This is a genomic window from Pseudomonas sp. KCJK9000 (assembly GCF_046230725.1).
Lineage (GTDB): Bacteria > Pseudomonadota > Gammaproteobacteria > Pseudomonadales > Pseudomonadaceae > Aquipseudomonas > Aquipseudomonas promysalinigenes.
This window is the reverse complement of record NZ_JBJJLN010000043.1, coordinates 1-23,278: the sequence shown is the minus strand read 5'-3', so window position 1 is coordinate 23,278 and position 23,278 is coordinate 1. Positions and strand designations below refer to the sequence as shown.

Here is a 23,278-nt window from a genome sequence, read left to right as displayed (position 1 = left end):
CTCCCCAGGCTGGAAGGCACGTTCGATCGCCTCCCAGTCGGGTTGCTTGACAGTCATTTGATAGTCCAGTACGTAAGTGAGCTTGGGATGCCGGCAATCTGCCGCCATTGGTCTCAACTCAAACTTCTAAGGAACCCTATGTCTCAGACATTCTCCTCCATCATATCAGGCCGATCCGACGACCGAGCTGAAGCAAACAGGAAGGCGGCAGTAACCGCGGCTCTTGAGCTGATCGCTGCCGCAGTTTCTAACCCAAGCAATGGCTCAGCCTTGCGAGACGAGATGACGAGGCTATCCGATTACGCCGACGCTATTGAGGCAGCGATCAAAGCAAGATAGCTCTCGCTACTGGTTCCTTGCGCCACAAAACGACAGATCATGATTTTTGTGGCGCGCATCACTTAGATTGCTTGCAGAGATCGCATTCCAGTCGCCGGCAGATCCAGCGCTTCACGCGGGGCCAGTAGGTGATGACGAACATGTGTCGCAGCCCAGCCAGAGCCAGGGCCACATGCATTGTGACGCCGGCGGTGTTCGGGGTGAAAAACATGCGGTCCGACCTGGCCAGAATGGCGTAGCCGCTCAGAGCGATGATCGAGTAGAGGATCTTACCGATCACACCGTCGCGCACTTTCCCGCTCAGCACTGCCCAGGATGCCCATAGGGCGATCACGCCAGCAGCAAGGGCGTTGACGTATTCGAGAATCATCCGTTTGGCCCTCCGAACTTGGACCTGATGACAGACCAGAGATCAGCGGCCTTGATGGCACGGGTGACGGCAGCAATGAGCGAACCGCCGAAGGTGCCCAGCAGGAACCCCACCCCCGCAACACTGCGAGGTTCGACAATGCCGAAGTAGGTGCTGACCATCCCAGTAAGGTAGTGAGCGCAAGCCATACCAGTGAGCAGGAAAAGAATCCATGCCTTGCGGTCCAGCAAGTCTTCCTTGTGCCAGCGGGTGGCAACCAAGGCCCCCAAGAGGCCCGCAATAGCCCAGTCGAGCTTGTCGAGCAGGCGGTGAAAAAAATCCATCCTCGACCTCTCGAGCGTGTTAAGGAAAGCTAGTTTGATTGCTTTGCGAAAAGGTGGGTCGCAGGTGTACCGATCCAGCAAGCCATGTCGCTCTGAAGGTAAGCATCGCCCGCCTACACTTCACTTCGACAGTAGCGAGTTCTCGAGCAAAGATGGGTAACCCGCTGCTACTGTCATCAAGAATTTCTAAGGGAGATCAGCACAGTGACAAGAAACAACATCGAGCGATTTGATGAAGCTGCTGCATTGATACTTACGACCCTCTACTCGCACTTTCCAGAGCCCATTTATCTTGATCCTAATGTGATAGGACTGAGCCGCGAAGAGCCACAAATCAACAGTCAGGGGCAAGATTTCTACAGCAGCGATTGGTACGAGCTAGACGAATTCATCCGGAACTCAGCTCGTTGGCTGGCGGAAGAGGGCTATCTGTCTCAGCGTGGCGAAACCATCAGCTCGCGCTACACATTGTCTGCTGTGGGCCTCAGAGCATTGAAGCATGTGGATCAGCCAGAAATAGGCAGCGAGACTCTTGGGGAGAAGCTAGAGAAGGCAGCCTCGGAGACGGCGAAAGCAACTACATCCATGCTGCTCGACCAGTTCCTGACCATCGGCATGAATGTGGTAACGAAATCAATGGGTATTTGATGACGATAATTGGGATAATTTTTGAACCAACAAAAAACCCGGCGCGAAGGCCGGGTCTTGCGATGCGTTTGCCAAAGGCAAAATTATCAGAATGGCGAAAAGATAGCACCAGACGCACGGGAACGCAATAGGGCCTCAAGCGGCCCTGCGCATTTCGTAAATCGCGGCCGCAACCGGGCTCAGTGCTTCCTTGTCCAGATCCTCACAGCACTCGAATGCCAAGCTGACGAAACCACCCCAATCACGATCCCAGTTCGAAGACTCCAGGCGGACACCGTAGTGGGCATCCAGCCAAGCCCGGAATCCCTCCGGCGACGCAAGTGGGTCGTCATTGGCCGACTGCCCACCCTGGTGCATGTACCGGTACCGGGCCATGACGCCCTTCACCACGTACTCCAGCTTTTCGCGCTTGGCCGCGGTCATGCGTGGCGAACGCTGCTGGACCATCGTGAATACGGCCTCCTCCGCATCCTCCTGAGTATCGGCGTCGAGCCGAGGCGCGTACATGAAATTGCCAAAGGCTTTGATGCTGCTGGCAAGCTGTCCGATTGCTACCTGAATGGTCCCAGCCAGAGCCTGGTGCACTGCATGGCTCGCCTTCCGCTGCTTCTCCGTGGTCTGGACCATGGTGCCCAGCAACCCCAGTTGCTCGATGAAAGAGCCCTGGCTGTCCCAGGCCGTATACAGGCAGTCGTGCCAAGCCTGCCGCGCGCTGTTCAGTTGCATGGGCCGTTCTCCTTCTTGCGGCGGGTTTGGATACTGTTGGCGCGCATAGCGCACCAGGCCGAAACGATGGCCATAGCGAGGAGCAGCACGCCGGCCGTGTCTGTGATGGTCCAGATCATGCTGCAGCCCTCCGCAGGTCTTTGAGCTTTTGCCGGTACAGGGCCTTGATGGCCTGCAGGTCTTCGATGGTCAGGCGCTGGGGCTGATGCGGCCCTTCGAGCCAATCAACCTGGTCGGCGCCGATGCGCTTCACCAACCGGATGCGGTACTCGACCGCGTTGCCCGAAAGGTTCCGGTTGCACTTCACGCACTGGCGGTGGACGTTCAGCGGCTCGAACCGCAACTCCGGGCAGGCGCCAACCGACCGGTAATGCCCAGCGTCCCAGCGGCTGCCGGTGATGAGGTCGTGGTCGCTCGGCAGCGAGTCGCAGCTGATGCACGGGAGGCCGGCGTCACGCTCACGGATGTAGGCGTTGAACGCGGTCTGGGCCTCGGCCATGTGCTCGCGGCGGGTCTTCAGCTTCTCCCGGCGCTCCTGAAGGTCCTGCCGCGCCTGCTTGGTGATTGCCCTGGCCGCAACCTTCTGCAGCTTAGGGTCTTTGGCCGTGGCCTTGGCACAGGCGATGCTGCACACCTTCTGCGTGGTCATGGTCGGTTTGAAGGGCTTGCCGCAACCTGGTGCCTTGCACTTCTTCGGTTTGATTTCCTTGGCCAGTGTCATGCCGCCTCCTCGTTCAGCAGGTCGCCGAACACCACGCCCTGCGGCGCGAACTCGGCAACGATGCGGTCGGTGTACTGGCAGCCCTGGGCCCGGTCGAACAGGCGAGTCACCGGGAAGCCATCCGGCCCGAACATCGCGCACGGCCCCATCAGGCGCAGCTTCACCTCATATGGCAGGTGGATGAACGACTCGGCCCAGCCACTGCGGAACTCATCGCAGCCGGCGCGCATGATCGGCACGCCGAAGTGCAGCTTGCAGTACCGGCGAACATCCTCGATGTCGCCCATTTCGGTGCTCTTGGCGATTCGGTCGTACATGGCGAACCAGAGGGCGTTCTGATCCAGGGTACGGTCCTTTCCCGGGCGCATGGTGACCACGACGAACTTCTTGTCGCGGAACAGGCGCGTGAGCATGGTCACGGCCTCGGACAGCTTGGCCTGGCTGTTGACGCTGATTTTCTCGGTCATGGCTTTACCTTCAGGCCCTGTGCCTCGATGGCTTCCTTGGCTTCAATCCTGCGGCACAGGCTGAATATCTCGTCTGCATCCTCAACGTCGCTCATGCTCGGGACGAATTCGTGATGGCGGTGCGAGTCATAAGCTCCCTCGAAGCCAACCACCCTGGGCAGATCCACCACCACGGCCTCGCGGGAGGCCTGCCAGGCCCACAGAGCAGCACCCATGATCACGGCACCGTCCTCGCTCTTTGTCTCAGCCACATCGGTTGCCCCGAAGCCGAACTTCGCCCGGAAGGCGACCTCGAACTCCGCGCGCATCTCGTCAGTCATACGCCCTCCCCGGCCGGCTGCCCGGCGCGCTTGATGTTCAACTTGGCCAGCAGGTGTGCACGGCACGCGGCGGCGCTCGACGGGATCTGCTGGATCTCCAGCAGGCGGACCTGCTTCTGGTTGGCGTACTCGTCGGCGAGCTGAGCGGCGCTCTTCTGGCTGTCGTGGCCGATGCCGGTGGCGATGTCGCCAAGTGGCTCGCCGGCGACCAGCATGCGGATCGTGATGTCGTAGGCCCGGGCGAATACCTTCTCGGCCCGCTCCACCTCCATCGACCCAAGGTTCTGCGCCTCGCACTGCAGGGCCGCGTGGCGCACGGCTGCGTGCGACCAGGTGCGTGCCCCTGCCCTGCTGGGGTGGAAGTTCTCCAGCGCCTCTGCCAGGGCCCGCGCAAGCGGCGGAATGCCCATCTCTTCCGGGGTCGGCTGGCACAGCTTGATGAACTTGCCGCTGCTCGGGGCGAAGTCAGTGCCCAGCACCCGGCACTTCTGGATGCCGAATCGGATCTGCTCGAGCGTGTTGATGCCCGCCGCGACGAATGACTTGATCCAGCTGCGCTTGGCAGCCTTCAGGGCCTCGTCATCCGGCCATGCCTGTTTCCACGCTGGGAAGATGGCCTGCAGCTCCTTGAACAGGGCGTTGACCACCTCGGTGGTGCCCGGGTCCAGCTGCTTGGCCGGGGCCTGCACCTCGGCGGGCAGGTTGCGGGCCGTGGACATGATCTGGGTGACGCTCTTGGGAGCGCTCGGCGTGCTCATAGCGCCCCCAGGTCATCAGCCCATGTGGTGTCGTTGAAATCTGGACCATTGCCCTGTCTCCGGGGTGGGAACGGGTGGACATTGCCGGGCGCCGGCAGCTCGTCGTCCCACCGCTTGCCGTTCAACCAAGTGGCCGGGTGCGGGATGAACTGGCCGCCGTCCTTGGTCCAGTCCGGCGAAACCGCCCAGGCAGCCAGCGCGCTGGCCATGCGTTCGAACAGGTCTGCATCGACTTTCAGCTTCGACCAGGCCTTCTCGGCATTGGCCTTGCCCACCTTTCGCGGGTACAGCTTCCAGAAACGCGCGAACAGGTCACCGTCATCGCACGATGACGAAGGCTTTTGATCTTGTTCTTTCTCTTCTCTTCTCTTCTCTTCTCTGGTCCGCATTTTGTCCGCATCACTTGCGGACGGATTGCGGACAGAATTCGCTTTCCGCGATTCACGCTTGCGCTCACTGTCGTTGGCACGGCGCTTGGCGCTGGCCCCGTTGTGTTCGTCGAAGCGAGGCATGACAAGGCTTCCATGCTCATCGATGTCCGCCCACTCGACATCAACCATGGCCTGAGTGAAACCTGGCCAGCCGATCACAGCATCCATGGCATCGGTGGTGTAGCCGTGCAGCACACCATCAGCAGAATGCGTGTCAAAGATGCTCCAGGCGACATGCAGTCCGCCTATCACCCGCAACCTGTCCGCACGCAATGCGGACACCATGCGGAAAACTTTCGGATGCGTCTGAAGATCTACGCGCATTTTGATCCAGTCTCCGGCCATTACTTGGCTCCCACGCCGACCAGGTCGACGAGTTCTTCGAAACGATCGATGTACCAGTGCGGCTGCGTTTCTCGCGGGCACTGAGGGCTGGTGATGTTCTTGCCGTAGCGCAGGCCCTTATCAGTCACGGACCAGAAACACACAGGTTCGCGCTTGCTGTTCTGCCGGGTTCGAGCCTGGAGGAAGCCAAGCCCGGCCAGGGCACGGTTAAAGGCGGGGGCCGACTTGTTCACACCGTGGCGTTTGAGCAGCGCAGTCATAGCCATGGTCGGCATTGAGCTTCCGCCTGTGGCATCCGGTGGTGAGTCGATGGCGTAGCTCGGCAGGAACTGTGGGTCGAGCCCGTTGTTCTCAGCGATCTTGGTCAGCATGGCCAGCTGACTCGACGGAGCGGGCTTCAGCAGGCGCGTGAAGCACTCCATGATGGCTATCTCGCCAATTACCTTGGTGCCGTTGGCATTCACCGCCTGACGGGCTTCGGACTGGCCCTCCAGCTCACGCCAGCGGCGGATCACCTTCATGCGCAGCGCTGGGCTATAGCCGGTCAGCAAGCAGTCGGTGTGCTCACGATCGAGCTGGTATTGCACCTGCTCGCGGTTCCGCCCGTCGAGGTAGATATCCTCAAAACTGAGGGGATCAACCTTCAGGTCCTTCAGCATGGCAACGACATCCCGCTTGACGTTGTCGTGGCGCTTGCCAGTGAGGCTGGCGATTTCCCTGGATGACATCGTGCGCGCCACAAAACCGCTAACTGCATTTTGTGGCGCGGGCCTAGGGAGGCCCTGTACATCTGGTGGTTGGGTATGCATAATCGACTCCAGTCATATGCAGTTGAAAAGGCCGGGCCGCAATCCCGGCTTTTTTGTGCCCGCAATTCGGGCTTATCAGGGCCTGGTCAGGACCTGACGTGGAACGGCTTCACATTGCCTCTTGGATTTCGAGGCTTCGTTCGGCTTGCCAGCTCTTTCCGGATCAGCTCTGCCGCGAGGTCTTCAGGGCTGACGCCCCTTCTCTTCGCTTCCTGCTCAAGCTGATTCGTCAATTCCTGGTCCAAGCCGATCTGTTCGATAGGCATTGGCCCCTCCTAAGGGCCTTCAGGCCACGTGCTGATCGCCGGTATTCTCCGAAGCCAGGGCAGCCAACTGAGCCTCAAGCAGCTCGCGGCAGAGCACAGCGCGCTGCGTGCGATGGAACTTGGCCAGCGCCTGTATCAGTTCAAACGTGTCCTCATCGACCCGGACCTTGATTTCGCGGTCATGCAGGTGCTTGGGGTTGGCGTACATGCGGGGACGGCTCCTTGCTGTTGGGAATGGTTATGCAGCTGACTTTCGGGCTGGGATCGGGCGAATCTCGTTTGCCTCAATGTGACCGTCGTCATAAATCGTGATTCGGATATCCCGCTTGGCGCGGAACATCTGGGATACGGCGCTCTGCTGGATCCCCAGGGCCTTGGCGAGGTCGCTCTGGGTTCCTTGCTCAGCCAGGTAATCCTCAAGGGATACAGTCTTCATCTGGTTTGCCTCATAGGGGTTTGGCCAAATATTAGCACTGCTGTTTTACAATATTCAAGGACAAAGAGTAGCAGTGCTGTTTGCTTAAGAAGCAGCTGTGCTACTAAATCACGCGCATGAAGAAACCGATCAGAACTCCTCTTTCCGCTGAGCAGCTGGATGACGCCAGACGGCTTCACGACATCTACAAACTGCGCGTGAAGGAGTCCAGGTCCGACCCTGATAAACCGGTGCTTACCCAAACCGAGGTCGGGGAAAGGTGCGAATGGAAATCTCCTCAGAGCACTGTCAGCCAGTACATGACGGGTAAAGTGGCTCTGAACCTTGAGGCGCTGGTCAAGCTATCCCAGGCCCTGGACTTCGAACCTTACGAGGTGAGCCCAACGCTTGCGGCTGGCATACGTCGCGCGCCCTCCTCCGTGGATCACACCGCTGACGCGGCCAACTCCCCGATACCGGAGAAGTCCGACGTCTCCGATACCGAGGATGATCGATATGCCTTCATCCCCCAATACGACGCAAAGGCTGCCGCCGGGCTGGGCAGTGAGAACCCGCACGTTGAGATCCGGTCGACGCTGGCGTTCAAGCGCGAATGGCTGAAGGTGAAAGGCGCCAAGCCTGACCAGCTGATAGTGATCTACGCCGAGGGCGAGAGCATGTGGCCAACCATCAATGATGGCGACGTTCTGCTTGTGGATCGGTCACGCATCGAGCCGGTTCATGGCCAGGTATTCGTACTGGCTGGATCTGATGGCGCAATCGTGAAGCGCCTAGTTCAGGGCCCGCTTGGCCAATGGGTACTCCGTAGCGACAACGATGACAAAGAGGAGTACCCGGACCGCTACCACCTGCACAGCAATGGCAACGAGCACCGGATCATTGGCAAGGTGATATGGCGAGGCGGAGACCTCTAGCCATGCCCTTAACCAAGCTCAACCAGCAGCTGCGCCGAGACCTGAAGGATGCTGCTTTTGCCTTAGAAAGCGCCGCCCTGGAGATCTTCCACAAGGCCCAAGGCGGTGAGGAAGCCCAGTTCCTAGAGGCGATGAAGCGTGTCGGGGAGCTGCATGAGCTGGCTGATCGGTTGGTGGGGTATGGGGATGAGGTGAAGGGTGGCCGAATAAACAGAGCCAGATCAAGCGGATAGCGACCTGCCCCCAGCACTGCAGGCTTCGGCGCACGCGAAACGCCATACATAGCGCGCAGCGATCAACTTCGCTCGCAACAGGAACCAGCCCAATAGGGACATTCAGTGGCAGACCCAATCAAGATCCGTAACGAAGACGACGCCTTCAAGGCAATCCAAGAGTTCTTGGATGGCGCACACTTCAAAGGTGGCGTTGAGCTAGAGGGCTGGCCTAAGCTGAAGGTCCGCTTGGTGGGTGACAAATTCGAGTCCAGCATCACGCCAAGCGTGATGAAGTCGTTCATTGAGCTGCAAAATGTCATATACAAGTCATATGCCATTGCGCAATACGACACAGAGGACACACGCCGGCTATCCAAGGAAGAAAGGGACGAGCTTGAGATAGAGGTCAAGGTCGAAGAAGGCTCCTCAATCTTCGAGGTTGACTTCCAAGACGTCCTAATCAAGTTTGCCGAGAAGGCTGGAGAGACAATGCCACCGGAATTAATGGTCGTAACGATCTTGGGGCTAGGGGTGCTATGGGCGGGCAAAACCTCATATGCTGCCTATCTCAATTATCGTAAGGACGTCAGGGCGGCAGAGGCCAAAACAGAAGAGCAAAGAGACTCGCTCTCCACCATTGAGGCACTGTCGAAGCAGGAGACGGCAAGGCTTGAGGTGTTAAATCGACTACTGGTCTCGCAGCCTCGCCTTGAGAGTGTGAGCCGGCAGGTTTACGACACTCGAAATGAGATGCTCAAAGGCTTTGCGACTGCTGACGAGGCCACTGTGAGCGGAGTTACGGTTACTGGTGACGTCGCCCAAGAGCTTGTGACCAATGCGCGAAGAAAAGCGGTAGAAAAACGACTTGATGGTTTTTATCGAATCGTGCGGGTTGACTCATCAAACCCAGACGAGTTCAAGGTCAAGATCAGGAAGCATCGCTCTACCGAGGAGTTTGAGGCCGTCGTAGAAGACACCTCGCTTGACGAAGAAAAAAAGGACGTTCTCCAGTACGCTGAGTGGGAGCGAACGACTGTTTTCTTGAGCATCAACGCCAAGGTTCTTGATGGAGCAATTAAGCAAGCGATTGTTGTTGGGGTGGAGCGTCGAAACCCTCCAGAGTAGATGCCTCCACTGCATCGCCAACATGATGAAGCCCGCCTCCGCGGGCTTTTTCATGTCTGCGTGATGGCGAATTGCCTTAGTGGTAGCATGGCGGCTCATTTATCTGGGAGGGATGCCATGCGGGGCTTTGGAATTCTGGCGTTGATCGTAGGCTTGATCGTTGTGATCGGCGCCATGGCTATGGACGTTTCTGTTTCAACAGGAATGGGCAGAAGGGTAAACAACATAGGTCTCATGGCCCAGCAGCAGAATTACCTGATCATTGGGGCTCTGATCGCGTTGGCTGGCCTGCTCATGATGATCTTCGGTGGCAAGAAGCAGCTGAGCAGCGAACAGCTCGCGAGCCTCATGGAGGCGAACGACTCAAGGCCCTGCCCTTTCTGTGCCGAGCCGATCAAACACGCTGCAATCAAATGCAAGCACTGCCAGGCCGACGTTCCGGCAGCTGAGCGACAGGCACCCTCGAAGGGATGGACTGTGCGCGTACCTTGTCGACCTGGTGATGATTACGCGACGACACTGGGCAACCTCAAGGCACAGGACTTGCCCTTAGGTAAGTCCGAAGCACCTGTCGTTGTAGTAGGACCATACGACCTGAAGGTTGCCGCTGTTGACGTGCAGCGCACTCTCCAAGAGCAGCATTCTCTCTTCTGCGATCTTTATTACGACGACGGTCGCTAACCCGATATCAGCTGTAAGCTCAAGGCCCGTCCTGAGCGGGATTTTTCATGCCTTCACGCTTTTTTCACGCCCTACTATGCACAGTGAAGGCTCATCCGATTCCCTACGTTAGCCCGCATAACAGTGCGGGCTTTTCTTTGTCTGAGTGATGGCGGATAGCCATAGTGATAGGATGGTGGCTCATTTCACAGGGAGGTCGCCATGCTTCACTACATCCACCGATTCCTTCTCGCTGCTGTAGTCATCGTCCTGGCTGGATGCGCAGGCACCCCATTCACCTTTGGCCAGGCCAGCCAGGTCAAGGTCGGTATGACCGAGGATCAGCTCTACGAGATCATGGGCAACCCCTACATGGTCACATCCAGGGAGGAAGGTCAAATGTGGATCTACAGCCATGCGACTGCCTTCGGCGGCGCGAAGTCCGTGTCGTTTGAGACGAAGGACGGAAAGGTGACCAAGGTTCCATACATCCCGAAGGACTTCATCGCCAAGCCAAGTCCTGACGAGTGATCCGGCCACGCCAATGAAGCCCGCCTAGCGCGGGCTTTTTTGTGGACACACATCAAGCCTTACCGCCGTAGCGCTCCCATGCCAAGATCATTTCTTTGATGGCGCGCTTTTGAGAATCCGGCAGGATGAAGTCGTTGTAATACTGCTTCCCGTCGAACCTGATGGTCACCTTTTTGGCGTCTGCAATTTTTCTCAGCATGGCCTTGTTCTCGGCAACGGTGTCCGACCACTCCCAAATTCCGCCGTAGCCGTTGTCTCGCTCGAAGTCTTGGCTCCCTAGCTGGAAGGTCTGATCGTCAGCCTTGATCGTGACGCTCTGGACAAATAGCCAACTGTCAGAGTGATATTGGAGCTTCAGCCTCAGCGGCATAACCCTGGAGTTCTCACCTTCCAGCCCGAAGTACAGTGACATGTAGGTGTCGAGCGTAGGGATGGACTTGTGGGAAACCCAGGTTATCCCTTTGATCTCATCGGTATTTTTCTTGAGGTTCTTGTCCAGCTTCGCCAGGGCTTCCCTTGCCTCCTCTGCTTTCTTTTTCTCAGCTGCCAGCCTTTCGATTTCCGCTGCCTTTTCCTCGCGCTCAATGGCATCGAGGATAGCTTTTGCCGTTGCCGCCTCTGGTTTTTCTGGATGATGCGCGATCAGGTCATGCAGGTCTGATTTGGCAGAAGCGTTATTCCCTGCGGCCTTGGCGTCCTTCGCTCGCGCCAGCAATCTTTGAGCTCCATGCTTTTCAGCATCCAGTTCCGCCTTGAGTGTGGCGATCTCAGACTGCAGCTTGCTCACCTCTCCTTGAAGCTGTTCAGCCTTCTCCCTGTCGGCATTCCCGCAGCCAGCAAGCGACAACCCAAGAGTCAATGCAACAACGGCCCTTTTCATTTCCCAAGCTCCTTATATGACCGGCGAGAGTGTATCAAATCGCCACCATAGAGACTGCCCTTGATCGGTAGCGCCGGGCTTGCTGTGTGCGGAAGAAAATTATTAGCACTGCTGTTGACTGACCAATAACAGCAGTGCTACTTTTATTTCACGCAGTCACTCACAAGGGGCTGCGGAGGCCCTCAAACCTCACTGCTCTTTACACATCGATGGGAACCTCGCGGATCGATCCCGGCAACGGTACAGCGCGAGCAATAAATTCGATCCCCATGCCAGCTCTGGAACTGGCTACTGCGAAGTGAACCTTCGCCTGCTCAACGTCACGACGAACGCCAGTCAGCCAGGAACACAGGGTTGGCCGCGCAAGACGGACTGAGGGTTGCTCTCCAAACCGTCTCCCTGAAAGGTCCAGCAAAAAGGGCATCTATAGGCGATTGGAGTGACCGCTACACCAGATTTTCTCGGTGCCCTTCTTGCGAGGGGCATCCGGAAAATCAACCTGAGAGATTCACGATGTTCAACATGGCAACCATGGCGGCTGATGAATGCCGCGCCGGCGCTGAAGAACGCACCTACTACCGCTGGATCGACAAGGCATCCGCACTGCTCGATCACCAGGTATCCCTTGGCTCTCGGGAAGAAAGCGACCTGCACGACCTCTACGCCGAAGGCTGCACGCCGGCCGAGGCTGTAACCGAGCTGCAGGCACAGGCGGAACTGGCTCGCGCTGCATGACCGGCGATTCACTGAAGCACCTGGGCGACCGGGTGCTTTGGGAATCCACTGGAGATGCGTCATGTATTCGAAAAATCCTCAGCGCACCGAAAAGCGAAGCCGCTTCGAGACTCTAGCCCAGCGCAAGGCGCGCAAGGCTAAGCGCATGAAGGCGCTGCAGCTGGCCGCTTTCACCAATTAACCCACCACCTGGAGGCGACCATGGGCGCACTTCGAGCAGCACAATGGCAGTACGACCATGCTGAGCCGGATGACGACTCGGCGTATCAGGAAGCGGCGCAGAACTGGATCGAGAGCAACGCAGAGAGCTTGGTCGGCGGCTGCGATGTTCTGATCCCGCAGCGCTTCGGCGGACCTGTTGGCGTACGCCAGGACCAGTTCGTGGCCAAGCTGGCCGAGCATCTTCGCGCTCTGCAAGAGGCTGAGAAAGACGACATCAACGCCCTGGCACTCCTTCTGCTCCAGGCACAGGCCGGCGGCCCGGTGAAGAGCATGGTCCCTGACATCCTCGGCCCAAGCGACCACGTCGGCGGAAAGCTCTTCGAGATCGCCGAGTCGATGCTCGAAGGCTATGCCGAGCAAGGCGTTCAGCACGACGCAGATCAGGACAACGAGCCATGAGCCCGCACGTCCTGCTCGACAACGAATTGGATGCCCTGGCCGACCCATCAACCCCGGTCAGCTGGTCCGTGATGATCCAGAAGCAGCTCACCGAAATGATGGCCGACCAGCGCATCACCATCGAAGAGTTCAACCACTACTGCGGGCGCCTCAACAAGATCGTTGACGGGCGCAAGGAGGTTGCATGACTACGCCGATCTTCCCGTCGATCATCGACGACCAGGTGGCCGAGGTTTCCCAGGCCGTGCCAGATGACCGCATCCTGATGGTGTTCAAGGGCCTGACCATGGAGGACGCCATGAATCAGGCGCGCCTGGCTCACATCGAGAACCCGGCGGCTTGGTCGGGCCGGGCCTACCTTTGCGGCATGTGCACCCTGGCCTACGAGGTCCGCACGTGAGCCGCCAGCAGGCCAGACGCATGGCGTTCTGGCGCGGCTCCTTCTCCATGCTCTTCGCCTGCACCTTCTTCATGCTCGCCAGCGCCTTGGCGGTCAGCATCACTTCCTGAATCACGTAGCCGAGCACGGCGGCCCTTCGGGATAACCGTACCCATCGGGAGCGTAAGCGGCGAGAGCGCGCAATCATCCACCGCAGCCAGGGCCTGGAGCGTACCTCCGTGCCTGGGTGACCTGGCATTTTCCTTTTCAACTGACGGCGCCGGCCAGGCGCGAGGTTTTCCAATGTCCGCAGAACAGAAACTGATCACGATCGAAGAGATCAGCGAGGCGAACGCCCCGGCCATCTACGTGGCCGGCGGCCTGCAGCAATTCATCGAACTGGTGAAGGGCGAGATCGAAGGCGAAGTCCCCGATCTGACCACCCGCAAGGGACGCGAGCGCATCGCCAGCCTTGCCGCCAAGGTCAGCAAGTCGAAGGCCGCTGTCGAGAAACCGGGCCGCGACTACCTGCGCCGGCTCAAGGAAATGCCGAAGGTGGTCGAGGCCGAACTGCGCGAGTTCGTGACCAAGATGGACACGCTGCGGGACGAGACACGCCGGCCGCTCACCGAATGGGAAGCCGCGGAGGATGCGCGGATTGATCGCCACAACGACCGCCTGAACTGGCTGAAGACCCTGGCCGATGACCTTGGTGAGCTGAGCTCTCTGCACATCAAAGGCCTGATCGCCGAGGCTGAAGGCATGCAGCTTGGCGCTCACTGGGAAGAGTTCGAGGCCGAGGCGGCAAACGCCAAGGACAAGGTGCTTTCCACCCTGCGGGCAGCGCTCCAGAAGCGCGAGCAGTTCGAAGCCGAGCAAGCCGAACTGACCCGGCTGCGCCGCGAAGCTGAAGAGCGCGCCGAGCAGGACCGTATTCGAGCGGCACAAGAGGCCGCAGTCGAGGCTGAGCGCCAGCGCGTAGCCCAGCAGCAACAAGCGGAACGCGAAGCGGCAGCCCGCCGCGAGCAGGAACTGCTTGACCAGGCCGCTGCGCAAGAACGCGAAGCCGAGAACCAGCGCCTGCAGCTCAAGTTGCAGGCCGAGCAAGCCGAGCGCGCCCGGGTTCAGGCCGAGGCCGACCGCATTGCCGTCGAGCAGCGTGCAGAGCAAGAGCGCCAGGCCGCCGCCCGCCGGGCTGTAGAAGCCGCCGAGCAAGCTCGCCAGGAAGAACGCCGCCGGGCCGATGCAGCTGCCGCTGAGATCCTTCGTCAGCAAGAAGCCCGCGAGGCTGACAAGGCGCACCGGGCCAGCATCAACCGAGCCGCCCTGGAGGCCTTTGTGGCTGGCGGCATGACCGAAGAATGCGCCAAGCAGGCAATCACCCTGATCGCCCAGCGCAAGATCCCGAACATCGCCATCACCTACTGAGGCACAGACCATGACCAGCGCAATCATTGTGCCGGAGCAGCGCCGCCAGGCAGTGGCTGCGCCCGGCCCCGTCGACAACAGCATCATGGCGGTCATCAGTCGTGCGGCCGCCGATCCAACCTGCGACATCGAGAAGATGGAGCGCCTCCTGGCCATGCATGAGCGCATGCAGGCCAAGACAGCCGAGGCAGCATTCAACGCCGGCATGGCTCAGATGCAGTGCGAGATCCCGACCGTGTTCGAAGCGGCGGTGAACCTACACACCGGCAATGCCTACGCAACGCTCGACGACATCACCCGGGTGGTCAAGCCCATCATGCAGCGGCACGGGTTCGCAATCACCTTCAAGGTAGAGAACCAGGACAAGTCGATCAGCGTCACCGGCATCCTGATGCACCGCGACGGCCACCGCGAGCAGACAACCATGACCCTGCCGGCCGATATCGGCAAAGGCCGGAACGATGTTCAGGCGGTCGGTTCGTCCACCACCTATGGCAAGCGCTACGTGATGTGCGCCTTGCTGAACATCACAACCGGCGACGTCCGGGACGATGACGCGCAATCGTCGGATGGCTCCGAAACGGCAGAAATGCGGGCCCAGGCGGTGAACGACATCCTTGCCCAGGTCGAAGCTGCCGCCACGCCAGACGAGCTCAAGGATGTGTGGCAGGCATCCGTAAAGGTCATGCAGGCCAGCGGCGACAAAGCCGGATATGACGCGGTGAAGATCGCCGTTACCAAGCGGAAAACAGTACTGGAGGCCACCCCATGATCGTCGTCAATTGCACCCAAGGCTCGCCCGAATGGCTGCAGGCCCGCGCCGGCGTTATCACCGCCAGCATGTTCAGCACTGCCCGCTCCAAAGTGAACGGGCTCACCTCCCAGCAGCGCACCTACGTCGACGCCATCCTGGCCGGGCACAGCGAGACCAGGGCGCGCGACCTTGCCGGATACAAGGCAGGGCCGAAGGCAGAGGTGGTTCAGAGGGCGCTCGATGGGGAAAAGGTCGGGGAGCCATCTAATGCCGCCCTCACCTACGCCTTCGAGCTTGCGGTCGAGCGCATCGGTGGCGCGCCGCTCGATGGTGGGTTCGAGACCTGGCAGATGCGCCGCGGCCATGAGCTTGAGCCGGAAGCCCGGATGGAGCATGAAATCCAGACCGGCCTGATCGTCACGCAGGTCGGCCTGGTGAAAACGGACGACGGTTCGTTCGGCGCCAGCGCGGACGGCTTCATCGGTGAGGACGGCGGCAGCGAGTACAAGTGCTTCCTGGCCCCGGACAAGCTCCGCGCCTTCCACATCGACAACGACGCCAGCGACGTTATCGACCAGGTGCAGGGCTGCATGTGGATCACAGGCCGGAAGTGGTGGCACATCGGGATGTACTGCCCCCTTCTAAAGCCCGTTGGCCGCCAGCTCTGGTGGCGTGAGTTCAAGCGCGATGACGACTACATCGAACAGCTCGAGCAGGACCTTTGGGAATTCAAGCTGCTGGTCGACGGCTTCGAAAAACAGCTCAGGAGCAAAGCGGCATGAGAGGCATCAATAAAGTCATCCTGGTCGGCACGTGTGGCCGGGACCCGGAAATCCGCTATTTGCCGAATGGTACCGCCGTTGCCAACGTCAGCTTGGCTACCAGCGAGTCCTGGAATGATCGGCAGACCGGCCAAAAGGTGGAGAAGACCGAATGGCACCGGGTGGTGCTGTTCGGGAAGGTCGCAGAAATCGCAGGTGAGTATCTGCGTAAAGGCTCGCAGTGCTACATCGAAGGCAAGCTCAAGACCCGCGAATGGGAGCAGGACGGAATCAAGCGATACGCCACGGAGGTGAACGTCGACATAGGCGGCACCCTGCAGCTTCTTGGCGGCCGGCCTGACAACCAAGGCGGCGGCCAACATCAACAACAGCGCCCCCCTCAACAGCAGCGGCAACAGCGTCAGCAGCCTCGCCAGCAGCACAACTACAACGCGAATGACAACTACGGGCAGCAGAGCCAGCAGTCGGCGCCGCCGGATAACTTCGACGATGACATTCCGTTCGCCCCGCTCCACCACCTGGCGGGCGCATGATCGCCACCATGTCTCAGCCTGTGCCCGCCGTGAAGTACGCGGCGGCCATGGCCAGATCCACTGGTCAGCCTTGGGGCGTGTACCGAGGAAACAAGCGTCTACTGGTGGTCATGCCGTCTGGCTCGACGAAGAAAACGCCCATTGAGGTGTGCCACCCATGAGACGCATCCAGAAGCTCACGCAGCAGCGTCGCCGCCAGCTGCATCTACACATCCCGCCCAGCGGAATAAAGGAGGTGCCGTATGGCGATGTCTCAGCAGGCGCGCGACGAGAAGCGCCGCGCCAAAGCCGCCAGGCTGCAGGAAGAAGACCTGCGCTTGAAGGTTCGACCAGGGACTAAACAGGCCCTGCTTGAGCTGATGGAGTGGGCCGGGATCGAGGAACAGGGCGAGGCGATGACGCTGATGATTCATCACATCGAAGCGCTTGGGCATCACGCGCTGTTCAGGATTGCGCGCCACGAAATCGAAGCTCACCGCGATGTGGAGCGCACTGAGCCGCTGCGGCTTTCAGCCAGGAAGCGAACCGGACAGCACCTGCGAGCGATCTGCGGCTGGGCTGACGCTACATACAGCCAGATGATCGAGGCGCTGATTCACGGCATCCGCGCGCTGGGCAGGCTGCACGCGGCGAAGTTTGTCACCCCGCCGCGGCACGAGATCAGCATATCGCCGCGCCTGGCCGTGGCCTTCGACCGGAAGAGCATGCTGATGATTCAGCAGGACCCGGGCGATGAGGTGTTAGCACCCGAACGTTGAGAGATAGCCTCCCGGAAATTTACTTCGGAGGACCCGTCAAAGTACGAAATCCAGAAACGCCAAACTGCGCACACAGTGAGGCAGAGGTCATACAGTTCACTGCCGTCAGCCGACAGCATGTAAAATTGAAGCACCTTCCCCTCACCGTCGTCATCGAAATCAGGCTGCCGCGATCTGAGAGATGCTTCTTGGATACGTTTCATTTCGTGCTTCGCGTCGTTCACAAAATTACGGCAAGCATCCATCTCTTTCGCGAAATCAGGGTTCTGGATTTTGACGAGGTTTATCAGCTGGAGAGGATGAGTTAGCCCTTGAAGGGTGGCAGCTTTGTCAGCAAGGTGATTCAAGAAGAACGCCGCTGCAATCAATCTGCGATACACAAGGATGACGCGATCGCCTGAGAATTCACCGTCGCGTTGATACTCCGTCCAGAATTCGTGGAAAGCAGGGGCCGCCAGATCTCTCCAGTACCCACGGACGTCATCCAAAAATATATCGGCCATAGCATTCCTTAATCCCGGCCCCATGCCAGTCACCCGTAATACCCCATCCCAAAACAAATTGCCACCATGCCGCATCCGGCCACGGAGGGCGGCGCATGCATGGAGAAAGCCATGACCCAGTTCTACCTGCAGGACAGTCGCACCGATGTTGGCGATGGTCTGATGTTCTGGGCTTTGGGCGGCGGGTACACCACCAGCCTCGACAAGGCCGAGCTTTTCACCCAGGAGCAGGCCTGCAGCCACCGCGATACCGACATTCCATGGCCGAAGGACTACGTCGACGCCCGCGCACACCTCGGTGTAGACCATCAGTACATCAGCCTGGACGAGGCCCGCGACCAGCTGAGCCCAGGATGCACCGTTGTCTTGCAGATCCCTGGCCACTGGAACGGTAATGACATCGCCTTGGCGCGCTGGCCCATTGGCCATACCTACCGATTCGAGAAAGCCCACCGCCTCACTTTTGAGGCTGCCCAGGCGATCGGCAACACACCAGAGGAGGCAGTGATCTGGCCAGTGGCTTACCTCGAAGCCAAGGTCCGCCGCCTGGTGCACAAGCGGGACGTGAATATCAAAGAGGCCCTGATGGGCACTGGCATTGTGCTGCCAAAGGCAAAGCGACGGCAGTCAGCAAGCATACAGAACTGCGGCGGCTGTGGCCGATTCGTGCCTTCGCCCAGCTACGAAGACTGCCGCCACTGCGATCACGACAACCGCCCCTGACCCACCGGCGCTGCCCGCCAGCGCCTTCCCCTATTCAACGATAACGCCTCCCCGGCGAGGGCGGCGCCTGCCTGGAGATCACCATGAGCACATTCGCAGTGTTCGGCATGACCCGTGACGTAGCGCTGGCCGAGGCCAAGAAGCGCGTAAAAACCAGAAAGCCTGGAAAGCCGGGTGGGCCCTCGATCCAGCTGACGCCCGCTCAGTGGGAGGAGGCAGTGGCGAAGTACGTCGAAAAGCTCATGAGCGGCGAGACGGTGAAGTAGCTCAGTAACATGTTCGACGCCCCCCCAGTACGCCCAACAGTTCATCGACCTGGCCAAGCGTTCCGGCGATTGCCGAGACCTGCGCATTCGGGCCCGTTGCGCGATGACTGACGCCAAGGGCAATCCCATCATGAACCCCAAGACCAAGATGCCAAGGATCGGGTGGTCCGACTGGCAGCCTGAATCGAAAGCAGCCTGAAACGGAGTTATCCATGCCCACAGAAAACCGATCCAGCAACACAGAGATGGTCAGCGTCAAGCGAGAACTTGTGGAGCAAGCCATGCAGCCGTGCTTCGAGGCGGGTTTCGGCATACCACATGACGCCTTGCGCGATGTCTTGGCCAAGCCAGCCCAGCAGCACCAGTGCGAGCCGGTGGCGCTGCCTGCGCGAAAAGCTCATAAAAAAGGGAACTCTCCTATGCAGAATGCTAAAAATTCTGCATGGAACGCCTGCCTAGACGAAATCGCCAAGCTGGGGCCACTCTACACCCACGCCGACCCTGCCGAGGTTGAGCGGCTGCGCAAAAACCACCGCAAGCATGCCGCTCGTTTGATTGACGAACGCGGGCAGCTGCGCGCCCAGCTGGCCGAGGCGCAGGCGCTGCTACGTGACATTGAGCTGACCATGGATGCTCAAGAGGATTCGGTGTCGCTTGGCTATGACATTGAACTGCGCATGGCCAATATGCTGCGACCATTCGCCAGCGCAGATCCGAGCGCGCCAACCCACGACCCGAAGTTAATCAGCATCGTGCACACGCCCCCGGCTGAGTACGACGAACCCTGAAGGAGTACATCCGTACTCTTTTCGCTGTAACCCCTCTCCCCTCTATTCACTGCCGCGATATGGCGGCCAAGGAATCCCCGTGTCCGAGAAAAGTGGAATCACCCTCAACCGCGCGGCGCAGGATGTCGTGCTCGAGCGCCAGCGGCAGGTCAGCAACAAAGGCTATTCGCTGTATCGCGATGACGGTTACACCAATGGCGAACTGGCCAGGGCGGCGAGCGTATACGCAAGTCTGGCAGGTCAGCCTCGCACCATGAGCACAGATTGGCCGTGGGCGCCGGAGACATTCAAGCCAAGCGAAGATCGCCGCCGCGACCTGGTGAGAGCTGGTGCACTGATCCTTGCTGAGATCGAACGCCTCGACCGCCAGAGCCTGATCAAGCCCGCAGTTGTGCGCCGTGACGAATACGGGATGTTTCAGCACCCTGACTTGCCCGATTTCGACGAGGGCGACGTCGAGAAAAGCAAGGCTTGGGTCGCCCAGCAGGGACTTGAGGTGGCCCGAGCCGAACTCGAAACCGACGCACCAGAGGACATCGCAGAACGCTACTTCGAGTCTGGCGACCCCGATTGCAGCTACTGGGAACCCAGCAAGCCAGATGGTGAAGGCTGGTTCTGCCTGGCCATCTACGACACCGACGACGGGCCATCATGCTGGTGGGGTCGCCGGGTGGTGACGCCATGAAGCGATCCCAGCTTTTCTTCTACACGTTTGCCGTCGTAGCCATCCTGGCGCAGACCTTCTGTGTGGGCATGTTTGTAGGGCGCGAGACGAAACCGTGCAAGCTGCAGGCCGGCAACCAGCGCCAGCTCTCCCCGCACGAAACACAACCCGAATCTACACCCGCACTGGCGCCTGGGCGCTGGATTGATGAGAGGTATCAGCTGTGACTGAATCGAATGTAACCGCCGCCGAGCGGACCGTGCTTCTCACCGAAGACCGCGCAAACCGTGTCTACATCGCCGGCCCCATGACGGGACTGCCTGAGTTCAACTTCCCGGCCTTCCATGCTATGGCCGCAACCATGCGTGCCGATGGCTGGCACGTTGAAAACCCTGCCGAGCACGGCCACGTTGATGGCGCAGAGTGGGCGGACTACCTGCGGTTCGATATAGGACGGCTCTCGACCTGCGAAGCGATGATGCTGCTGCCTGGCTGGTCAAGATCACGGGGCGCTCGCCTGGAGGTGCACATTGCCAAGCAGATCGGTATGCGGATTCTGCTTGCCGATGGAGCCGAGCCAGTCGGCCTTCAGGAGGCGGCATGATCGCCCTCGCCTACATGGCCCACCTGATCTACAGGGGGCCGCGATGAGCGACGCACCGATCGATCCGCAAGACTGGTCGTTCGGCGTGAAGGTCGTGCAGATCGAAGACATCCGGGTTGCTCGCGGCCTTACCCGCCGCCCCAGGGCCTCGTGTCGGCACCGCAAGATGGTCTACGACGAGAAGGAGCGGCGTGTCTGGTGCAGCGACTGCGAGACAGAGGTTGAGGCCTTCGATGCGTTCATCTACCTGGTCGAGCAATACGGAGCAGCAGTAAGCAAGCTCAACCGTCGAGCCGAAGAACTAGCCCAGGCCGAGAAGTTCCAGCTCCGCAGTCGCGCAGCAAAAGCGATGGACGACGCATGGCGCAGCACGACCATGGCTCCTCTATGCCCTCACTGCAATAACGCGCTCATGCCCGAGGACGTGGTCGGCGGACTTGCCAGCACGTCCAAAGAATTCGTCCGGGCCGAGCGCAAGCGCAAAGCCGACCTCAAGAAGAAGTAACCCCTCCCCCAACTACTTAAGCCCGCCGACATGCGCGGGATGGAGAGCTATTGCCATGACGAAAGAAGAACTGGCCGCCCAACTGAACGGCCTCGAATACCCTACCCGCATCCCCGGCGCGCTGATCGTCGCAGCACAGAGCGCAGGCCTGGTGATCCTCTGCGGGGCAAGCGACGACCTGATGGAATTCTACGGCGCCCGTCGGGAAGAGATTGGCTGCTACGACGGCGGCTATGCCTATGTCGATCAGGATGGCCCTCTTCCCGACCCTGATTGCCTCGATGATCGCGACAGCGAGGGGGGCATGAAGTACTACCAGCGCAAGGCCAATGCCATGCCGATCGAGGCCTGCTGGTGCAAGGAAGAGGGCTACAGCTGGACCTACAAGACCGACATCCCACACGCCACTTTCGAAGTGGTCGAGGATGGCGAGCCCTACTGCCGCGGGATCGTGTTCGCCCTGGCTGACCTGGCCTGACCACCAACCTGCCGCCACCGGCGGCGTGGAGACACACATGGCTAATGCCACAGCAGCGAAGCCCTCAAGCATTCAGCCGCGGTTCATCCGGTTCGGCGATGCGCCTGGGTACCTCGGCATGTGCCGGGATGAATTCAACAAAACGGTCAGGCCGAACGTGCGCGAGTTTCCGATTGGCAAGCAGGGCGTGGCCTTCGACCGCCAGGAGCTTGATGAGTGGGCAGATGCCTACATCGAAGCCAAGGCAATTGAAAAAGCCACCGGACAGGACAACAATCGGCCCCGCAGCGAGCGCCGAGGAGATGATACATGGCGCGAAAAACGATCACCGGCCTCTATGAGAAGGGCGGTGTCTGGCAAATCGACAAAGTCTACAAAGGGGAGCGAATTCGAGAGAGTACTGGAACTGGTGACCGGGAAGAAGCAGAGCAGTACCTGATTCACAAGCTCGAGCAGCTGCGTCAAAGGAAGGTATACGGCGTTCGGCAAGTGCGCACTTGGGAGGAGGCAGCAATGCGCTACCTCCTTGAGGTCAAGGATCAGCCCTCGATACACCTGACCGCCTTGTGCATGAAGCAGCTTCACCCGTACCTGGGCCACCTGCCGCTTACGCATATTGACGATCAGGCTCTGGAGCCGTTCATCAAGGACCGGCAGACAGAGAAGGTCCGGGATGACGGCACGATCGAAAAGGCCGTGAGCAACCGGACGATCAACATTGCGATCGAGCGTGCAATTCGGGTTCTTACCCTCTGCGCGCGAAAATGGCGGGATGATGATCGCAGGCCTTGGCTGGACAGCGTACCAATGCTGAAAAAGCTCGAGGAGAGGAAGTCGAGCCGTAAGCCCTACCCAATGTCATGGGAAGAGCAATCGATCCTGTTCAACGAATTGCCTGGTCACCTGCAAACGATGGCCCTGTTCAAAGTGAACACAGGCTGCCGGGAGCAAGAGGTATGCAAGCTGAGGTGGGATTGGGAGATATCGGTGCCGGAACTGGGAACCAGTGTTTTCCTGATCCCCGCTGACTTCGGCGGGAGACACGCCCGGTCGGGCGTAAAGAATGGCGACGAGCGCCTAGTGGTGCTGAACACCGTGGCTAAGTCGATCATTGAAAGGCAGCGGGGGATCAGCAAGGAATGGGTGTTCCCATACAACGGTACTGCGATGCACCGCATGAACGATTCGGCATGGAAGAAGGCACGGGTGAGAGCGGCGAAACTCTGGCAGGAGGAAAACCTTCGCCCCGCTCACCCCGGATATGCCTCGATCAGGATTCACGATTTGAAGCACACCTTCGGTCGACGATTGCGGGCAGCAGGCGTTACTGAGGAAGATCGGAAATCACTGCTCGGGCACAAGAACGGCAGCATCACCAGTCATTACTCCGGCGCAGAGCTGGGCAAGCTGATTGAGGCTGCGAACATGGTATCAACAACGGACTCTAGAGGCCCTGTGTTGACGATCTTGAAG

Annotated in this window: 40 protein-coding genes; 25 read left to right on the top strand and 15 right to left on the bottom strand. The window is 59.6% G+C overall.

Going from position 1 to position 23,278, the window contains the following annotated elements; all coding sequences use genetic code 11:
* Positions 1–397: 397 nt before the first annotated feature.
* A complete protein-coding gene (locus ACK59H_RS17590; RefSeq protein ID WP_409264711.1) occupies positions 398–709 on the bottom strand; it encodes a hypothetical protein in 312 nt (103 codons plus the stop codon).
* Complete coding sequence (locus tag ACK59H_RS17585) at positions 706–1,032, bottom strand: MFS transporter (protein WP_409264710.1); 327 nt, start codon at positions 1,030–1,032, stop codon at positions 706–708. The genes ACK59H_RS17590 and ACK59H_RS17585 overlap by 4 nt, the downstream gene beginning before the upstream one ends.
* 204 nt (positions 1,033–1,236) lie before the next feature.
* Between ACK59H_RS17585 and ACK59H_RS17580 the strand changes: the two genes are divergently transcribed.
* Positions 1,237–1,680, top strand: a complete 444-nt coding sequence (locus ACK59H_RS17580) for a hypothetical protein (RefSeq protein ID WP_409264709.1) — start codon at positions 1,237–1,239, stop codon at positions 1,678–1,680.
* 135 nt (positions 1,681–1,815) lie between these two features.
* Here ACK59H_RS17580 and ACK59H_RS17575 read toward each other — a convergent pair whose 3' ends face one another.
* From ACK59H_RS17575 to ACK59H_RS17525, 11 genes are all read right to left on the bottom strand, one after another.
* Positions 1,816–2,406, bottom strand: a complete 591-nt coding sequence (locus ACK59H_RS17575) for a hypothetical protein (protein WP_409264708.1) — start codon at positions 2,404–2,406, stop codon at positions 1,816–1,818.
* Entirely contained in the window at positions 2,397–2,525 is a 129-nt protein-coding gene (locus ACK59H_RS17570) for a hypothetical protein (protein ID WP_256671754.1), read from the bottom strand. Before ACK59H_RS17570 ends, ACK59H_RS17575 begins: the two co-directional genes overlap by 10 nt.
* Positions 2,522–3,127, bottom strand: a complete 606-nt coding sequence (locus tag ACK59H_RS17565; protein ID WP_409264707.1) for a recombination protein NinG — start codon at positions 3,125–3,127, stop codon at positions 2,522–2,524. The genes ACK59H_RS17570 and ACK59H_RS17565 overlap by 4 nt, the downstream gene beginning before the upstream one ends.
* A complete protein-coding gene (locus ACK59H_RS17560) occupies positions 3,124–3,594 on the bottom strand; it encodes a hypothetical protein (protein ID WP_409264705.1) in 471 nt (156 codons plus the stop codon). Before ACK59H_RS17560 ends, ACK59H_RS17565 begins: the two co-directional genes overlap by 4 nt.
* The gene (locus tag ACK59H_RS17555; RefSeq protein WP_409264704.1) at positions 3,591–3,914 is read right to left on the bottom strand and encodes a hypothetical protein; all 324 of its coding nucleotides are present in this window, start codon (positions 3,912–3,914) and stop codon (positions 3,591–3,593) included. Before ACK59H_RS17555 ends, ACK59H_RS17560 begins: the two co-directional genes overlap by 4 nt.
* Complete coding sequence (locus ACK59H_RS17550) at positions 3,911–4,672, bottom strand: replication protein P (protein WP_409264703.1); 762 nt, start codon at positions 4,670–4,672, stop codon at positions 3,911–3,913. Before ACK59H_RS17550 ends, ACK59H_RS17555 begins: the two co-directional genes overlap by 4 nt.
* Positions 4,669–5,448: a Pyocin large subunit-like protein gene (locus ACK59H_RS17545; RefSeq protein ID WP_409264702.1), complete on the bottom strand. Its 780-nt coding sequence runs from the start codon at positions 5,446–5,448 to the stop codon at positions 4,669–4,671. The genes ACK59H_RS17550 and ACK59H_RS17545 overlap by 4 nt, the downstream gene beginning before the upstream one ends.
* Positions 5,448–6,176, bottom strand: a complete 729-nt coding sequence (locus ACK59H_RS17540; RefSeq protein WP_409264701.1) for a Rha family transcriptional regulator — start codon at positions 6,174–6,176, stop codon at positions 5,448–5,450. The genes ACK59H_RS17545 and ACK59H_RS17540 overlap by 1 nt, the downstream gene beginning before the upstream one ends.
* A gap of 167 nt (positions 6,177–6,343) precedes the next feature.
* Positions 6,344–6,523, bottom strand: a complete 180-nt coding sequence (locus ACK59H_RS17535) for a hypothetical protein (RefSeq protein WP_409264700.1) — start codon at positions 6,521–6,523, stop codon at positions 6,344–6,346.
* A 19-nt stretch (positions 6,524–6,542) separates the two neighbouring features.
* The gene (locus ACK59H_RS17530; RefSeq protein WP_027919780.1) at positions 6,543–6,731 is read right to left on the bottom strand and encodes a hypothetical protein; all 189 of its coding nucleotides are present in this window, start codon (positions 6,729–6,731) and stop codon (positions 6,543–6,545) included.
* 30 nt (positions 6,732–6,761) lie between these two features.
* The gene (locus ACK59H_RS17525; protein ID WP_045195692.1) at positions 6,762–6,959 is read right to left on the bottom strand and encodes a Cro/CI family transcriptional regulator; all 198 of its coding nucleotides are present in this window, start codon (positions 6,957–6,959) and stop codon (positions 6,762–6,764) included.
* 116 nt (positions 6,960–7,075) lie between these two features.
* On the opposite strand from ACK59H_RS17525, the gene ACK59H_RS17520 reads away from it, so the two are divergent.
* From ACK59H_RS17520 to bamE, 5 genes are all read left to right on the top strand, one after another.
* Complete coding sequence (locus tag ACK59H_RS17520) at positions 7,076–7,873, top strand: helix-turn-helix transcriptional regulator (protein WP_409264699.1); 798 nt, start codon at positions 7,076–7,078, stop codon at positions 7,871–7,873.
* Between the two features lie 2 nt (positions 7,874–7,875).
* Entirely contained in the window at positions 7,876–8,106 is a 231-nt protein-coding gene (locus ACK59H_RS17515; protein WP_409264698.1) for a hypothetical protein, read from the top strand.
* Positions 8,107–8,211: 105 nt separating this feature from the next.
* The gene (locus tag ACK59H_RS17510) at positions 8,212–9,213 is read left to right on the top strand and encodes a hypothetical protein (protein WP_409264697.1); all 1,002 of its coding nucleotides are present in this window, start codon (positions 8,212–8,214) and stop codon (positions 9,211–9,213) included.
* 117 nt (positions 9,214–9,330) lie between these two features.
* Positions 9,331–9,894 carry a hypothetical protein gene (locus ACK59H_RS17505; RefSeq protein ID WP_409264696.1) on the top strand — a complete coding sequence of 188 codons (564 nt, stop codon included), beginning with the start codon at positions 9,331–9,333 and terminating at the stop codon, positions 9,892–9,894.
* Between the two features lie 201 nt (positions 9,895–10,095).
* A complete protein-coding gene (gene bamE, locus ACK59H_RS17500; RefSeq protein WP_409264695.1) occupies positions 10,096–10,404 on the top strand; it encodes an outer membrane protein assembly factor BamE in 309 nt (102 codons plus the stop codon).
* A gap of 52 nt (positions 10,405–10,456) precedes the next feature.
* Here the strand turns inward: bamE and ACK59H_RS17495 are convergent, their stop codons facing one another.
* Positions 10,457–11,284, bottom strand: coding sequence for a hypothetical protein (locus tag ACK59H_RS17495; RefSeq protein ID WP_409264694.1), 828 nt, complete (start codon positions 11,282–11,284; stop codon positions 10,457–10,459).
* Positions 11,285–11,797: 513 nt separating this feature from the next.
* Between ACK59H_RS17495 and ACK59H_RS17490 the strand changes: the two genes are divergently transcribed.
* The 9 genes from ACK59H_RS17490 to ACK59H_RS17450 all read left to right on the top strand — a co-directional run bounded on the left by ACK59H_RS17490 (position 11,798) and on the right by ACK59H_RS17450 (position 17,274).
* Complete coding sequence (locus ACK59H_RS17490) at positions 11,798–12,019, top strand: hypothetical protein (protein WP_409264692.1); 222 nt, start codon at positions 11,798–11,800, stop codon at positions 12,017–12,019.
* A 201-nt stretch (positions 12,020–12,220) separates the two neighbouring features.
* A complete protein-coding gene (locus ACK59H_RS17485) occupies positions 12,221–12,640 on the top strand; it encodes a hypothetical protein (RefSeq protein ID WP_409264690.1) in 420 nt (139 codons plus the stop codon).
* Positions 12,637–12,828, top strand: a complete 192-nt coding sequence (locus tag ACK59H_RS17480; protein ID WP_069016414.1) for a hypothetical protein — start codon at positions 12,637–12,639, stop codon at positions 12,826–12,828. The genes ACK59H_RS17485 and ACK59H_RS17480 overlap by 4 nt, the downstream gene beginning before the upstream one ends.
* Positions 12,825–13,040, top strand: coding sequence for a hypothetical protein (locus ACK59H_RS17475; RefSeq protein WP_400806217.1), 216 nt, complete (start codon positions 12,825–12,827; stop codon positions 13,038–13,040). The genes ACK59H_RS17480 and ACK59H_RS17475 overlap by 4 nt, the downstream gene beginning before the upstream one ends.
* A gap of 282 nt (positions 13,041–13,322) precedes the next feature.
* Positions 13,323–14,447 carry a hypothetical protein gene (locus tag ACK59H_RS17470; RefSeq protein WP_409264688.1) on the top strand — a complete coding sequence of 375 codons (1,125 nt, stop codon included), beginning with the start codon at positions 13,323–13,325 and terminating at the stop codon, positions 14,445–14,447.
* A gap of 10 nt (positions 14,448–14,457) precedes the next feature.
* A complete protein-coding gene (locus ACK59H_RS17465) occupies positions 14,458–15,219 on the top strand; it encodes an ERF family protein (protein ID WP_409264687.1) in 762 nt (253 codons plus the stop codon).
* Positions 15,216–15,983 carry a lambda exonuclease family protein gene (locus ACK59H_RS17460; RefSeq protein WP_409264686.1) on the top strand — a complete coding sequence of 256 codons (768 nt, stop codon included), beginning with the start codon at positions 15,216–15,218 and terminating at the stop codon, positions 15,981–15,983. The genes ACK59H_RS17465 and ACK59H_RS17460 overlap by 4 nt, the downstream gene beginning before the upstream one ends.
* Positions 15,980–16,516, top strand: coding sequence for a single-stranded DNA-binding protein (ssb, locus tag ACK59H_RS17455; protein WP_409264685.1), 537 nt, complete (start codon positions 15,980–15,982; stop codon positions 16,514–16,516). The genes ACK59H_RS17460 and ssb overlap by 4 nt, the downstream gene beginning before the upstream one ends.
* A gap of 242 nt (positions 16,517–16,758) precedes the next feature.
* Entirely contained in the window at positions 16,759–17,274 is a 516-nt protein-coding gene (locus ACK59H_RS17450) for a hypothetical protein (protein WP_409264684.1), read from the top strand.
* On the opposite strand, the gene ACK59H_RS17445 is transcribed toward ACK59H_RS17450, so the two are convergent.
* A complete protein-coding gene (locus tag ACK59H_RS17445) occupies positions 17,232–17,777 on the bottom strand; it encodes a hypothetical protein (RefSeq protein ID WP_409264683.1) in 546 nt (181 codons plus the stop codon). The genes ACK59H_RS17450 and ACK59H_RS17445 overlap by 43 nt on opposite strands.
* Before the next feature lie 111 nt (positions 17,778–17,888).
* Between ACK59H_RS17445 and ACK59H_RS17440 the strand changes: the two genes are divergently transcribed.
* From ACK59H_RS17440 to ACK59H_RS17395, 10 genes are all read left to right on the top strand, one after another.
* Positions 17,889–18,500 carry a hypothetical protein gene (locus ACK59H_RS17440; protein ID WP_409264682.1) on the top strand — a complete coding sequence of 204 codons (612 nt, stop codon included), beginning with the start codon at positions 17,889–17,891 and terminating at the stop codon, positions 18,498–18,500.
* Positions 18,501–18,583: 83 nt separating this feature from the next.
* On the top strand, positions 18,584–18,766 hold the full coding sequence (locus tag ACK59H_RS17435) for a hypothetical protein (protein WP_409264681.1): 183 nt from the start codon (positions 18,584–18,586) through the stop codon (positions 18,764–18,766).
* 212 nt (positions 18,767–18,978) lie between these two features.
* Entirely contained in the window at positions 18,979–19,554 is a 576-nt protein-coding gene (locus ACK59H_RS17430; RefSeq protein ID WP_409264680.1) for a hypothetical protein, read from the top strand.
* A 412-nt stretch (positions 19,555–19,966) separates the two neighbouring features.
* Positions 19,967–20,239: a hypothetical protein gene (locus ACK59H_RS17425; RefSeq protein ID WP_409264732.1), complete on the top strand. Its 273-nt coding sequence runs from the start codon at positions 19,967–19,969 to the stop codon at positions 20,237–20,239.
* A complete protein-coding gene (locus ACK59H_RS17420) occupies positions 20,236–20,445 on the top strand; it encodes a hypothetical protein (RefSeq protein WP_409264679.1) in 210 nt (69 codons plus the stop codon). Before ACK59H_RS17425 ends, ACK59H_RS17420 begins: the two co-directional genes overlap by 4 nt.
* The gene (locus ACK59H_RS17415; protein ID WP_409264678.1) at positions 20,442–20,822 is read left to right on the top strand and encodes a DUF4406 domain-containing protein; all 381 of its coding nucleotides are present in this window, start codon (positions 20,442–20,444) and stop codon (positions 20,820–20,822) included. The genes ACK59H_RS17420 and ACK59H_RS17415 overlap by 4 nt, the downstream gene beginning before the upstream one ends.
* A gap of 43 nt (positions 20,823–20,865) precedes the next feature.
* Complete coding sequence (locus tag ACK59H_RS17410) at positions 20,866–21,327, top strand: hypothetical protein (RefSeq protein WP_409264677.1); 462 nt, start codon at positions 20,866–20,868, stop codon at positions 21,325–21,327.
* A 55-nt stretch (positions 21,328–21,382) separates the two neighbouring features.
* A complete protein-coding gene (locus tag ACK59H_RS17405; protein ID WP_409264676.1) occupies positions 21,383–21,805 on the top strand; it encodes a hypothetical protein in 423 nt (140 codons plus the stop codon).
* Between the two features lie 37 nt (positions 21,806–21,842).
* A complete protein-coding gene (locus ACK59H_RS17400) occupies positions 21,843–22,244 on the top strand; it encodes a hypothetical protein (protein WP_228385170.1) in 402 nt (133 codons plus the stop codon).
* Positions 22,130–23,278 (top strand): tyrosine-type recombinase/integrase (locus ACK59H_RS17395; protein ID WP_409264731.1); only part of this gene is annotated, 1,149 nt, incomplete at its 3' end. The genes ACK59H_RS17400 and ACK59H_RS17395, both read left to right, overlap by 115 nt.